10 protein-coding genes and 1 pseudogene are annotated in these 12,710 nt (G+C 61.4%); 3 read left to right on the top strand and 8 right to left on the bottom strand.

Annotated elements, in window-relative coordinates; genetic code table 11:
• The first annotated feature begins 18 nt into the window (after positions 1 to 18).
• Both ACQ4WR_RS09185 and ACQ4WR_RS09180 read left to right on the top strand, forming a co-directional pair.
• A complete protein-coding gene (locus ACQ4WR_RS09185) occupies positions 19 to 1,248 on the top strand; it encodes a phospholipase D-like domain-containing protein (protein ID WP_436486768.1) in 1,230 nt (409 codons plus the stop codon).
• A gap of 8 nt (positions 1,249 to 1,256) precedes the next feature.
• Positions 1,257 to 2,324, top strand: coding sequence for a S1/P1 nuclease (locus ACQ4WR_RS09180; RefSeq protein ID WP_436486766.1), 1,068 nt, complete (start codon positions 1,257 to 1,259; stop codon positions 2,322 to 2,324).
• Positions 2,325 to 2,351: 27 nt separating this feature from the next.
• On the opposite strand, the gene ACQ4WR_RS09175 is transcribed toward ACQ4WR_RS09180, so the two are convergent.
• Positions 2,352 to 3,116 carry a DeoR/GlpR family DNA-binding transcription regulator gene (locus tag ACQ4WR_RS09175; protein WP_436486764.1) on the bottom strand — a complete coding sequence of 255 codons (765 nt, stop codon included), beginning with the start codon at positions 3,114 to 3,116 and terminating at the stop codon, positions 2,352 to 2,354.
• A gap of 75 nt (positions 3,117 to 3,191) precedes the next feature.
• Between ACQ4WR_RS09175 and ACQ4WR_RS09170 the strand changes: the two are divergent.
• Positions 3,192 to 3,776, top strand: a pseudogene (locus ACQ4WR_RS09170) (NUDIX domain-containing protein); the annotation flags it as partial.
• 473 nt (positions 3,777 to 4,249) lie between these two features.
• Here the strand turns inward: ACQ4WR_RS09170 and ACQ4WR_RS09165 are convergent.
• From ACQ4WR_RS09165 to ACQ4WR_RS09135, 7 genes are all read right to left on the bottom strand, one after another.
• Positions 4,250 to 5,221 carry an ABC transporter permease gene (locus ACQ4WR_RS09165; protein WP_071325225.1) on the bottom strand — a complete coding sequence of 324 codons (972 nt, stop codon included), beginning with the start codon at positions 5,219 to 5,221 and terminating at the stop codon, positions 4,250 to 4,252.
• Between the two features lie 4 nt (positions 5,222 to 5,225).
• The gene (locus tag ACQ4WR_RS09160; RefSeq protein ID WP_436486762.1) at positions 5,226 to 6,305 is read right to left on the bottom strand and encodes an ABC transporter permease; all 1,080 of its coding nucleotides are present in this window, start codon (positions 6,303 to 6,305) and stop codon (positions 5,226 to 5,228) included.
• Positions 6,302 to 7,831 carry an ABC transporter ATP-binding protein gene (locus tag ACQ4WR_RS09155; protein ID WP_102295674.1) on the bottom strand — a complete coding sequence of 510 codons (1,530 nt, stop codon included), beginning with the start codon at positions 7,829 to 7,831 and terminating at the stop codon, positions 6,302 to 6,304. Before ACQ4WR_RS09155 ends, ACQ4WR_RS09160 begins: the two co-directional genes overlap by 4 nt.
• An 81-nt stretch (positions 7,832 to 7,912) precedes the next feature.
• Entirely contained in the window at positions 7,913 to 8,908 is a 996-nt protein-coding gene (locus tag ACQ4WR_RS09150) for a BMP family lipoprotein (protein WP_102295672.1), read from the bottom strand.
• Between the two features lie 516 nt (positions 8,909 to 9,424).
• Complete coding sequence (locus ACQ4WR_RS09145) at positions 9,425 to 10,327, bottom strand: LysR family transcriptional regulator (protein ID WP_102295668.1); 903 nt, start codon at positions 10,325 to 10,327, stop codon at positions 9,425 to 9,427.
• A gap of 79 nt (positions 10,328 to 10,406) precedes the next feature.
• Positions 10,407 to 11,348, bottom strand: coding sequence for a pseudouridine-5'-phosphate glycosidase (locus ACQ4WR_RS09140; protein WP_436486759.1), 942 nt, complete (start codon positions 11,346 to 11,348; stop codon positions 10,407 to 10,409).
• A gap of 3 nt (positions 11,349 to 11,351) precedes the next feature.
• On the bottom strand, positions 11,352 to 12,521 hold the full coding sequence (locus ACQ4WR_RS09135; protein ID WP_102295666.1) for a carbohydrate kinase: 1,170 nt from the start codon (positions 12,519 to 12,521) through the stop codon (positions 11,352 to 11,354).
• Positions 12,522 to 12,710: the final 189 nt, after the last annotated feature.

The raw sequence follows: 12,710 nt of genomic DNA, 5'->3' as shown, positions 1-12,710 counted from the left end.
TTTTAACAAGGAAAAACTATGCGTCGTTTATTTGTTTCCGTTCTCCTCTCCAGCCTGTTCGCGGGCAGCGCCCACGCCGATTTCACGATTCCCGGCTTTGAGCTGGTGCACACCTCGCCCGTGGAAACGAGCTTGACGAATCCCGACCTGCGCGAGCCTGTTGCCGTGTGGACCGAGCTGTTCGACGGGGCCAGGAAAGAAATTGTCATCGCCCAGTTCTATGCCGTCAGCAAGCCGGGCACGGCCTTTGAAAAAGTGCTGGCCAGCCTGACGGCGGCCGGCCAGCGCGGCGTAAAGATCCGCTTCCTGCTGGACCAGAAGGGCGTGGGCTTGTCGGAAGCGGCGACCATCGCGCAGATCAAGGCGATTCCCAATCTGGACTTGCGCCTGATCGATTTCAATAAAGTCACGGGCAACGGCATCGTGCACGCCAAATACCTGGCCGTCGATGGCCAGGTGGCCTACATCGGCAGCCAGAATTTCGACTGGCGCTCGTTCGAGCACATCCATGAGACGGGCTTGAAGATCACGGAAGCCGCCATGGTTGGCCAGGTGCAATCGATCTTCGAACAGGATTGGCAAGCCCAGGCATTGACGTCGCAAGGCAGCCGCGCCACCGTGCTCAACAGCAAGGTGGTAGCGGCCAACTACGCGCAGAACGCTTTCCTGCTGGCCAGCCCGAATGCCTACAACCCGGCCGGCGTGGGCGATTCGGAAACGGGCTTGCCCGCCTTGCTGGCGGAAGCGAAAAACGAAGTGCGCATCCAGCTGCTCGATTACGCGCCGCTGTCCTACGGCCCGAACCGCACGCGGCCGTACTACGCCGTGATCGACAATGCCGTGCGCGCTGCCGCCCAGCGAGGCGTGAAAATCAAGCTGATGGTATCAAGCTGGAACACGGAAGCGCCGGCCATCGCCTACCTGAAAAGCCTGGCCCTGGTGCCGAACGTGGAAATTCGCATCGTCACCTTGCCTACGGCCTCGACGGGCTTCATTCCGTTTGCGCGCGTGATCCACAGCAAGACCATGAGCATCGACGGCAAGCTGGCCTGGGTCGGCACGAGCAACTGGGCGGGCGGCTATTTTGACCTGTCGCGCAACCTGGAAGTGGTGCTGCGCAACGACGCGATGGCGCAGCGTATCGCGGCCTTGCATGAGCAGACGTGGAGCTCGGCCTACGCGCAGCCGATCGACATCAACAAGCAGTATCCGAAGCCGGCCAAGGCCACGCCGCAAGGCAAGGAGTAATGGTGAACATGCAAAAACTGCTGAGTGTGCTGGCGCTGGGCGCCGCCTTCGCATCCGGTAATGCGCTGGCCTGGGGCAATGACGGCCACCGCGCCGTGGGCGCCATTGCCGATCAATTGCTCAAGGGTAGCGCGGCGCAGGCCAAGGTGGCAGCCTTGCTGCTGCCGGGCGAAAGCCTGGAAAAGATCGCCAACTGGCCCGATTGCGTGAAGGGTACGTATTGCGGGCCGCAATCACCGGAAATGCTGACCTATGTGGCGGCAAACCCGAAACACGGCGAATACCACTACACGAACGTGCCGTTCCAGAACGCGCACTACCACGACCACGGCGTGGGCACGGCCGACGACGATATCGTGCAAACTTTGAAACAGGCGATCCTCGTGTTGCAGGGCAAGGCTGATGCGGCCAGCAATCCGCATGGCTTCAGCCAGCGCGAGGCCTTGATTTTGATCACGCACCTGGTGGGCGATATCCACCAGCCGCTGCACGTGGGTAACGCCTTTGTCGGCAAGGATGGCCAGTTCTTCGCGCCCGCCACGCAGGCGCAGATCGATGACGTGGCCATTTTCAATGCGCGCGGCGGCAACGACTTGCTGCTTGACGATGCGAAGATGAAGGCGCTGTCGGACGCCGTGATCCCCGCGCCGCTGCCGGTGGAAGCGGGTGCCAAGCCGGCCAGCGCCTACCCGAAGTCGCCCACCAAGCCCTTGCATTCCTACTGGGATACGACCGTGGTCGACTATGCCATGCGCCGCCTGAGCACGCGCACGCCGCGCCAATTCGCCAGCACCGTGATTGCCAGTGCGCCTGTAGTGAGTGGCAATAGCGGCGACCCCGTCACCTGGCCGTATCAGTGGGCCGATGCCTCGCTGGCGGCCTCGAAGATTGCCTTCGCCGACGTGGTGGCAGGTCCGGCCACGCAGCAGACCAGCCGCAAGGGCGACGTCTACAACGTGTGGGCGCTGACGGTGCCGGACAATTATCCTGTGCCCAGCTCGGCGCTAGCCAAGCAGCAGCTGACGGAGGCGGGCTATCGCCTGGCGGCCGTGCTGCAGGCGATCTGGCCGCAGTAAGGTAACAACGGCCTTTGGGCCGTTTTTTTACGCCAGGATCACCTTGATGCCCAGTTCGCGGTAGGGGGCGACCAGGGCATCCTCCACGTCGCGGTGCACGACAATATCGCTGACCTGGCTCAAGGGCATGATCTGGAACGGCGAAGCCGTATTGAACTTTTCCGGCGAGGCCAGCACGATGGTGCGGCTTGACGCCTCGCTCAGCGCACGCTTCACGCACGCTTCCTCGTAATCGCCTGTGGTAATGCCCGTCTGCGGATGCAGGCTCGATACGCCCATGAAACACAGGTCCGCACGGATGCGGCCGATGGCTTCCACGGTCGCGGCGCCTACGCCGACAACCGAGTGCTTGTACAGGCGGCCACCCAGCATCAGCACTTCAATGGATGGGTGATTCACCAGCTCCACAGCAATCGACGGGCTGTGCGTGACGACGGTGGCGCGCAGTTCGCGCGGCAACTGGCGCGCCAGTTGCACGGCGGTAGTGCCGCCATCGATGAAGGCCACTTGCCCTGTTTGTATCAGCTTCGCCGCCGCGCGGCCGATGGCCGCCTTGATGCCAACCGAGAGCTGTTCGCGGCCCGCAAACGGCGCCAGCGCAGGCGAACGCGGCAGCAAGGGCAGGGCGCCGCCATGCACGCGCTCCAACAAGCCCTCTTTTGCCAGCTCGCGCAGGTCGCGGCGTATCGTGTCTTCCGACAAGCCCAAGGCATCACTGACGCCCCTGGCGACGATCTGGCCTTCGCGCTGGAGCAGATCCAGCAGATATTGTTTGCGCTGATGTGTGAGCATGGATTTTCTTGTATTTTCTTGATATTGCACGAGTTTGCATGATAAAGTCGGCAAAGACAAGCGCAAGGAGACGATATGCACAAAGAAAACAAGCAACAGCAACGGGTACGCATCCACGGCGTGCAAACCCTGTCGCACGACTGGTATCTGTTGCAAAAGACCACGTTCGACTACCTGCGCCGCGATGGCCAGTGGCAGACGCAGACGCGGGAAACCTATGACCGCGGCGATGGCGCCACCATCCTGCTCTACAACAAAATCAAGCGCACGGTGATCCTGATCCGCCAGTTCCGCTTTCCCACCTACCGCGAAGGCCACGATGGTTTCCTCATCGAATCAGCGGCCGGCTTGCTGGAAGAGGCCAGCGCGGAACAGCGCATCCGCGCCGAGGTGGAAGAGGAAACCGGTTACCGGGTGGGGCAGGTGCACAAGGTCTTCGAAGCCTTCATGAGTCCCGGTTCCGTGACGGAGCGTTTGCATTTCTTCGTGGCCGAATATGATCCGTCCAGCCGCATCGGCGACGGCGGCGGTCTGACGCACGAGGGCGAAGATATCGAGGTGCTGGAACTGCCGCTGGCGCAGGCAATGCGCATGGTGGCCGATGGCCGCATCTGCGACGGCAAGACCATCATGCTGCTGCAGCATGCGCAATTGCAACTGATGCCGGTAAAACAAGGCATGCAGATCCTCGTTGCCGGTCCGTATCGCTCCGGCACGGGCGACGATCCCGCCCTGATGGCGGCCAATGTGGCGGCCATGCAAGCCGTCTGCCTGCCCCTGTATGCCAAGGGACACATGCCCGTGCTCGGTGAGTGGCTGGCCTTGCCCATGCTGGCGCTGGCCGGCTCAAGCCGGGTGGGCGATGCCGTGTATGAGCAACTGTTCCACGCGCATGCGACGCGTTTGCTCGGCCATTGCGACGCCGTGCTGCGCATTGGCGGCGCGTCGGCTGGGGCGGATCAGATGGTGGCCGCAGCGCGCGGTCTTGGCTTGCCCGTGTATTTCTCGCTGGAAGAGATTGCACAGGCGTAAAAAAAGCGAAGCCCTGGGGCTTCGCTTTTTGTTATTTTAGGGGGCGCCTGAAAAAAGCCCAGGGCAAGGCAACGACGCCATGGGTATTTTCTCAGGTGCTCTTAACGCGATTTGACGAATGGAATGCCGATCGCTTTAGGCGCGATGGATTTCGCCATCAAGCCTGCCAGCACAATCACGGTGACCACGTACGGCACCATCTGGATCAGCGAGCCGGGGATGCGGCCCACGACCGGCAAGTCCACGCCTTCGATCTGGATCTGGATGGCGGCGAAGAAGCCGAACATCAGACAGCCGAGGAAGGTGTAGACGGGGCGCCAGTTGCCGAACACCATGGCCGTCAAGGCCAGGTAGCCGGCGCCGGCCGACATGTCGCGCAGGAAGAAGCCGCTTTGCACGATGGCCAGATAGGCACCCGAGAACGAGCACAGGATACCGGCCACCAGCATGGCCATGTAGCGCGTCGCTTCCACGCTCACGCCGGCCGAGTCCGCCGCATGCGGGTTTTCGCCGCAGGCGCGCAGGCGCAGGCCGAAGCGCGTGTGGTACAGCAGCCAGTGCACGAGCGGAATCAACAGGAAGGCCACGTAGACGAGGATGGAATGGCCGCCGATCAAATGGGCATACACCCAGCCGATGAAGGGAATATGTTCCACGTACTGCGTGCCCGGCAAGACCACGTCGAACAGGCGCGCCGAACCGAGATCGGGCGTGCGGCCGCCTTGCTGGAAGAAGAACTGCGCCAGCACGAACGTCAGTCCGCTCATGGCGATGTTGATCGCCATGCCGGCCACCAGCTGGTTGCCCTTTTGCGTGATGCTGACATAGGCCTGCAGCAGGGCCAGGGCGACGCACACCAGCATGCCGGCAGCCATGCCGTAATACGGGTTTTGCGTCGTGTACGCCACGGCGGCGGAAGCGAAGGCGCTGGCCAGGATCTTGCCTTCCAGGCCAATGTCGATCATGCCGCTGCGTTCGGCGAACAGGCCGGCCATGGCGGCGAAGATCAGCACCGGCGCATTGCGCACGGTCGATACCAGGATGCTGGCGAAATGAAAGTCGTCGAGTGTCATGGTGTTAGCCTTTGGTGCGCTTGAGCAGGGCGGAAATGGCCGGTGCGTAGAAGTTTTCCATCGCGCCGCAGAAGAGGATGATCAAGCCCTGGATGAAGATGAAGGTTTCCGTCGGGATATTCGGTTTTTCCAGCGACAAGTCGAAGCCGCCCTGGATCAGCGCGCCGAATAGCACGGCCGACAGGAAGATGCCGACCGGATGCTGGCGGCCCATCAGGGCGATGGCGATGCCGATGAAGCCGGCGCCGCCGACGAAGTTGAGCGACAGATAATGCGTCGAACCCATGATGGAATTGACGGAGCCAAGGCCCGCCAGCGCGCCCGAGATCAGCATGACGATGATGATCATCTTGCTGATCGATACGCCCGCATAGTGGGCCGCGTGCTTGTTCAGGCCCGTGGCGCGCAGCTTGAAGCCCCACGACGAGCGCCACACCATCACGCCATAGATCACCAGCGCGATGATGGCCAGGATAAAACTGATGTTCAGCGGCGTGTCGCCCAGCGACGGGAACCAGGTACTTAAGCGCGGCATTTCGCCGCTTTCCGCAAACACGCGGCTGGCCGTGTTCTGCTCGCCTGGCGGGATCAGGTATTTCACGATCACGAAGTTCATGAGGCTGGCGGCGATGAAGTTGAACATGATGGTGGTAACGACGATATGGCTGCCGCGCTTGGCTTGCAGGTAGCCGGGCAGGAAGCCCCACAGCGCGCCGAACAGGGCCGCGCCTATCATGGCCGCCGGAATCAGCAGCCAGGCGGGCAGGGTCTGGTCGAAGGCCAGCATGGCTACCGTCAAGCCCAGGCCGCCAATATACATCTGGCCTTCGCTGCCGATATTGAACAGGCCGGCCTGCATCGCCACGGAGACCGACAGGCCCGTGAAAATGAAGGTGCTGGCGTAGAACAGGGTGTAGCTCAGGCCTTCCGGATTGAGGATGGCGCTGTTGACGAGAATACCCAGCGATTCGGCCGGGTCTTCGCCCAGCATATAAATTACCAGGGCTGCGACCAGCATGGCCGACAGCAGGTTTAACATGGGCATGACAAAGGCTGTCGCCCAGCGTGGCAAGTCGTTATTCATGATTTATGCATTCCCCCCATCAGCAGACCGATGCGGGTGGTATCGAATTCTTCAATTTTCAGTTCGCCGGTGATGCGTCCGCCGCACATGACCAGAATGCGGTCGGCCAGCGCCCGCACTTCTTCCAGTTCGACCGACACCAGCAGGATCGCCACGCCTGCGTCGCGCAGGGCCAGCAATTGCGTATGGATGCTTTCGATGGTACCGATATCGACGCCGCGCGTGGGCTGGCCCACCAGCATCAGTTTCGGCTGCGCCAGTACTTCGCGCGCGATCACCACCTTTTGCTGGTTACCGCCCGACAGCAAGCCGATGCGCAGGTCCGGGTTCGCCGGGCGCACGTCGAACGTCTTCAGCAGCTCGGCGCAGCGCGCGCCGATGGCCTTGAAATTGAACAGGCCCCAGCGGTTCTTCAGGCGGTCCTGGTAGCCGAGGATGGTGTTCTGCATGACGGAGAAATTTTTCACCACGCCATCACGCAAGCGGTCTTCCGGAATGTGCGCGATGCCCAGTTCGCGGAAGGCCAGCGGCAAGCCATCGGCATCGTGGCGCTTGGCAAACGGCAAGTCCTTGTCCAGGAAACGCAGCTTGCCCGATGTCGGCAAACGCATGCCCGATAAAATTTCCAGCAGCTCGCTCTGGCCATTGCCCGACACGCCCGCGATGGCGACGATTTCGCCGGCGCGCAAGTTGAAACCTATGTCAGCCAGCAATTTGACCTGCTGCTCGTCGGCCAGTTGCAGGCCATCAACTTCCAGCACGGTGGCGCCCGGATTGTAGGGGGCGCGCGGCAAGTGGCTCTGGATGGGGCGGCCGACCATCATGTTGGCCAGTTCCTCTTTCGAGGTGCCGGCCGTCGCCACGGCGCCCACCACCGTGCCGCCGCGCATGACGGTGACGTTGTCGGTGATTTCCAGGATCTCTTGCAGTTTATGAGTGATCAGGATGATGGTCTTGCCCTGTTCCTTGAACAGGCGCAGGATTTCAAACAGCGATGCGGTTTCCTGCGCCGTCAGCACGGCCGTCGGCTCGTCGAGGATCAGGATATTGGCGCTGCGGTAAATCTGCTTGAGGATTTCCACGCGCTGCTGTGCGCCGACGGAGAGGTCCTCGATCTTTGCCAGCGGGTCGACGTCGAGGCGATAGCGCGCGCAAATCTCGCGCAGCTGGGCTTCCGCTTCGGCGCGGTGGCTGGCCAAACGAAAACCGCCTTCCGTGCCCAGCATGATATTGTCGAGGACGGTGAAATTCTCGACCAGCATGAAATGCTGGTGCACCATGCCAATGCCGAGGTTGATCGCCTCCTGGCTGTTGCGGATAGGCTGTACTTTTCCGTCGAGCAGGATTTCTCCGCCGTCGGCACGGTAGTACCCGTACAGGATGCTCATCAAGGTCGACTTGCCCGCGCCGTTTTCCCCCACCAGGCCATGGATACTGCCCTTGGCGATGGAGAAGCTGACGTCGGCGTTCGCCTTCACATGCCCAAACTGCTTGGAAATGCTGCGAAATTCTACTGCTGGCTGCATAGGTTCATAACTGGATAGTTTCATGGAAACGCGCCGCGCGGAGACAGGCCCCGGCGGCGCGCTAAAAGATACGGAGAAAAATTAAACCGGGCAGCTGCTGCCGACGCGGTAATCAATCACTTTGATCTTGCCATCGATAATGTCCTTACGCGCACCCAACACGCGCTTTTCGATTTCCGGCGTAATCAGCTTGCGGTTGTTCGCGTCGAGCGCCCAATCCACGCCGCCTTCTTTCAAGCCTTTATAGCTGACGCCGCCCTTCCAGGTGCCGTTCTTGACTTGCATGAAGCTGTCGTAGACCGTGTTGTCGACGCGCTTGACCATCGAGGTCAGGATGCTGCCTGGATACAAATGGTTCTGGTTCGAATCGACGCCGATGGCCAGCTTGCCTTTTTCCTTGGCCATTTGCAAGGTGCCCATGCCGCTGCCGCCGGCGACGGCGAAGACGACATCGACGCCGCGCTCGAATTGCGAGCGGGCCAGTTCGCCACCCTTGGCCGGGTCATTCCAGGCGCCGGACGTGGTGCCGACCATGTTTTGCGTGATTTCCGCCTTCGTGTTCACGGCCTTGACGCCTTGCGCGTAGCCGCAGGCGAAGTTGCGGATCAGGGGAATATCAATGCCGCCGATGAAGCCGACTTTCTTGCTCTTGCTGGCCATGGCCGCAGCCACGCCCACCAGGTAGGAGCCTTCTTCTTCCTTGAAGACGACGGAATTGACGTTGCTGCCGGCGGCCTGGCCGTCGATCAGCACGAATTTCACGTTCGGGAATTCCTTGGCGACTTTTTGCACGGCTTGCGTCTGCGCAAAGCCGATGGCCGCGATCATGTCGAGTTTCTTGCGGGCCAGGCCGCGCATGACTTGTTCAGCCTGCGTATCGCTCGATGCCTGTACTTCAATGAAGGAAATGCCCGTGTCTTTTTTGAAGCGCGATGCGCCTTCGAAAGCGGATTGGTTGAACGACTTGTCGAACTTGCCGCCCGCGTCATACACGACACCCAGTTTTGGGGTAGCCGCGGACGCTTGAGCAGTCAACAATACGGCTGCGATCGTCAAACTAAATTGTGTAAGTTTCATGAATTGGCTCCTGGAAGATCGATATTGTATATTTTTTATAGGTGAAACATATAATTTGGGGCCGATTTAGCCTGTTTTTCATGCACGAGGTGATGATTCCTTATCAACATTGCACTGTATTGCACAAGATCATTGCTGAGCTTGTATGCTTTTGCCGCGTCAATGTGATGCTCATGCAACAGTTGAGCCCCGTCTCTTTTATAGTTACAACATCGAATGGGGCGGCCGGAGCGGGCTGGGATGCGCCGTCAGCGGACGGGCAGGGCAAGCACGGAACCGGCGCCACGATGGGCGTCCGAATCACTATGCATCATGCCAGATATGTATGACAAATACGTTTTTGTTTAACTATTTATATGAAAGCCATATAAATTGGAGCGCAAACCCGAAAGAAGGGCCGGGGTAGGCCCCTCAGGGGCCGACCCCGGTCTTGCTGCTTTTCGGCTTCGCGTTACGCATGCACAGTGAGCATCGGTGGCCGCACATCCCCACGCGCAGCAGATGTTGTTCGCGTTCTCAGGCAGCCGGGGGATTGAGGATATTCAGGAAAGCCCGCACGACGGGCGCGTCGTCGAGCGTCGTGTAGCTGATGTACAGATTCGCAGACGGCGGATTGGTCTTGATTGGCAGGAACACCACGCCAGGCCAGCCGATGCGGCTCGTCGTTTCCGGCACCAGGGTCACGCCCAGGCCTGCGCCCACCATGGCCAGCAGGGTTTGCGGCTCGCTCGCTTCCTGGAAGATCACGGGTTCGAAACCGGCATTGATGCAGCATTGCACCAGGTAGCGGGGAAACGCGGATTTGTCCAGGTTCAGGGTCAGCATCGGCTCGTGGGCGATGTCGATCAGTTCGATCGCCGTGTTTTTCGCCAGCGGATGGTGTTCATTGACGGCCACGCAGACGTTTTCGCGGAAGCACAGTTCCTGGCGCAGATTGTCGTGGCGCAGGTCGTCGTCGTTGAGCTTGGGTTCGCGCCAGAAGCCCACGTCGATCTGCTTGGCGCGCAGCGCTTCATATTGCACCGTGGGGCCGAATTCATGGATGGTCCAGGTGACCCGGGGAAATTTGGTCTGGAATTCTTCCAGCAGGCTGGGGATGGGGCCCCACATGGCCGAGCCGACGATGCCCACGCGCAAGCGGCCCACTTCGCCGCGGTCGATCTGGCGGATGGTGTCGATGGTCATGCGCATCTTCGCCAGCAGTTCGGTCGCTTCATTCATCAGCGCCTTGCCCGCCACGGTCAGCTCGAAGGTGCGCGTGGTGCGCGCAAACAGGCGCACGCCCAGTTCACTTTCCAGTTTCATGATCTGCTGGCTCAGGGGCGGCTGCGAGATATGCAGGCGCTCGGCGGCGCGGCTGAAGCTTTTCTCCTCGGCGACGGCAAGAAAATACTTTAACTGTTTCAGATCGATGGACATGCTTTCCTTGCATTACCTGATGCTAAGCGGGAACGGCGCGCAAGCCTGAAAGGCTGCGCGCTTCTTTACAGCAGTCCTATTATCGTGCCACGACTGCCTGCATGGCAATGGCCAGTGCCGTACCGACTTGGGCATTGTGCTTGACCAGGGCGATATTCGTCGCCAGGCTGCGGCCATCCGTCAGCTGCTTGATGCGCGACAGCAGGAATGGCGTGACTTGCTTGCCCTTCACGCCGCCAGCGTCCGCTTCCTGCAGCGCTTGCGTGGTGATCGCGTCGATTTCTTCTTTCGGCATGGCTTGCGCGGCCGGCACGGGGTTGCTGACGACGACGCCGCCTTTCAAGCCCAGCTGCCATTTGGTGCCGATGAAGGCGGCCTGTTCTGCTGGAGTGTCAAGGCGGAAATCGGCCTTGAAGCCGCTTTCACGCGTGAAGAAGGCAGGGAAGCCTTCCTGCCCCACGCTGATGACGGGCACGCCGTGGGTTTCCAGGTATTCCAGGGTCAGGCCGATGTCGAGGATGGATTTCACGCCCGCGCAGACGACGGCGACGGAGGTTTGCGCCAGTTCCTGCAAGTCGGCGGAAATGTCGAAACTGGTTTCCGCGCCGCGGTGCACGCCGCCGATGCCGCCCGTGACGAACACGGCGATGCCGGCCAGTTCCGCGCAAATCATGGTAGCGGCCACGGTGGTGGCGCCCAGCTTGCCTTGCGCCAGCACGAATGGCAGGTCGCGGCGGCTGACCTTCATGGCGTCGGGCGAGGTGCCCAGCAGTTCCAGCTGCTCGGGCGACAGGCCCACGCAGATCTTGCCGTCGATGATGGCGATGGTGGCCGGCACGGCGCCGCCGTCACGGATGATCTGTTCCACTTCGCGCGCCATTTCCACGTTTTGCGGATACGGCATGCCGTGCGAAATGATGGTTGACTCCAGCGCCACGATGGCTTTGCCGGCGGCGCGCGCGTCGAGCACTTCCTGCGAGAACGAGAGGAAGCTATTGAGTTGAGTAGTGAGTTGAGTCATGTTTCAGTCCTGTTGAAAGAGGGTAGGAGGGGGCGGCGCCAGGTCGGCGTCGTCGATATCGTCGAGCGCGCCGGCGGAAATATGCGGCGAGACGGTGGCGGCCGATTCCAAGGTCATGGCGGCCAGTTTCAGGCCGCGCCGGCAGGCCAGTTTCAAATCGCCGCTGTCGTGGTACAGCGACCAGCAGACGGCGGCGGAAAACGCGTCGCCGGCACCCGTCACGTCGACGGCGTCCACTTCGCGCGCGGCCAGGTGCTCGATCGGTGCGTCCAGGGTGTCGCCATCCGTGAAATACACGCCTTCGCCGCCGCAGGTAACGACCACCTGGCGCGCGCCCTGGCGCTGCACTTCGCGGCAGGCGGCGCGCACATCAAACGCCGTTGGCAACGCGCGCGCCACGCGCGTTTCCAGTTCGCCGCGGTTGAGTATCAACAGGCGCAAGCCCGTCAAGTCCTGCGGCAAGTGCGCCATCTTCGGCTGCGAGACGGCGACGATGACGAGCGGGGCGGCGGCGCTGCCCATGGGGCCGGCGTCCTGGCGCGCATCGGCCAGCAAGGCTTGCACGCTGTCGTGGCCCAGGTTCAGGTCGCAGACGGTGAGGGCGGCGGCCGCGCGCTGCGGCTGGCGGCTGTGCAAAAAGGCGGGCGTCAGCTGCTCATACAGTTGCATGTTGGCCATCGCCAGCAGCATTTCGCCATGCTCGTCGAGCACGGCCGTGTAGGTGCCACTGCTGGTATTACTCAAATGCAAACTGCCGCGCATGTCGATGCCGGCATCTTCCGCATGCGTCTGCAAGGCGTGGCCGGCCGCATCGTCGCCCAGCGCCGTCAGCAAGGCGACGGGAATCGACAATCGGGCCAGGTTCTCCGCGATGTTGCGGCCCACGCCGCCAAATACCTCTGTCGAGCGCACGGGATTCGAGGTGCCCATCTGCAAGGCTGCCAGGGTGCGCATCTTGCGGTCCAGGTTGGCGGCACCGATGCACAGCACGGGGCGGCTGTCCGGCAGCACATAGGCGCGGCCCAGCAAGCGGCGCTCACGGATCAGGCCGGCGATATGGCCGGCGACGGCCGAGCGCGACAAGCCCAGTTCGCTCGCCAGGTCTTGCTGGGAAATGAAGGGGTTGTTGCGGATCAGCGTGTACAGCTGGTCTTTTTTATTGGTATCGGTCACAAGGTTTTCGCGGAAGGTTTAGACATTTGTCTTCGACTGTAAACATTTGTCCGTAAAGTGTCAAGCGCGCCTCAAGCGCGTGCCAGAGGTGCTTGAAAAGCGCGCGTATGGAGCTTGTATGCATGCGTTTTGGCGGGGATGGCAGAGGCGTGGCCATGGCTGGCAGGGGAGCGCTTGCCTGGACTATAA

The sequence above is a fragment of the Janthinobacterium amylolyticum genome (genome assembly GCF_051380655.1).
In the GTDB taxonomy this organism is placed as follows: Bacteria; Pseudomonadota; Gammaproteobacteria; order Burkholderiales; family Burkholderiaceae_D; genus Janthinobacterium.
Note: the sequence above shows the minus strand (reverse complement) of the source record. Positions and strands in the feature narration are given on the sequence as shown.

Bases quoted from the DNA above. Each gene is read 5' to 3' on its own strand.
- ACQ4WR_RS09185 (WP_436486768.1), top strand. From the start codon at position 19: ATGCGTCGTTTATTTGTTTCCGTTCTCCTCTCCAGCCTGTTCGCGGGC.
- ACQ4WR_RS09180 (WP_436486766.1), top strand. From the start codon at position 1,257: ATGCAAAAACTGCTGAGTGTGCTGGCGCTGGGCGCCGCCTTCGCATCC.
- ACQ4WR_RS09175 (WP_436486764.1), bottom strand. From the start codon at position 3,116: ATGCTCACACATCAGCGCAAACAATATCTGCTGGATCTGCTCCAGCGC.
- ACQ4WR_RS09165 (WP_071325225.1), bottom strand. From the start codon at position 5,221: ATGACACTCGACGACTTTCATTTCGCCAGCATCCTGGTATCGACCGTG.
- ACQ4WR_RS09160 (WP_436486762.1), bottom strand. From the start codon at position 6,305: ATGAATAACGACTTGCCACGCTGGGCGACAGCCTTTGTCATGCCCATG.
- ACQ4WR_RS09155 (WP_102295674.1), bottom strand. From the start codon at position 7,831: ATGCAGCCAGCAGTAGAATTTCGCAGCATTTCCAAGCAGTTTGGGCAT.
- ACQ4WR_RS09150 (WP_102295672.1), bottom strand. From the start codon at position 8,908: ATGAAACTTACACAATTTAGTTTGACGATCGCAGCCGTATTGTTGACT.
- ACQ4WR_RS09145 (WP_102295668.1), bottom strand. From the start codon at position 10,327: ATGTCCATCGATCTGAAACAGTTAAAGTATTTTCTTGCCGTCGCCGAG.
- ACQ4WR_RS09140 (WP_436486759.1), bottom strand. From the start codon at position 11,348: ATGACTCAACTCACTACTCAACTCAATAGCTTCCTCTCGTTCTCGCAG.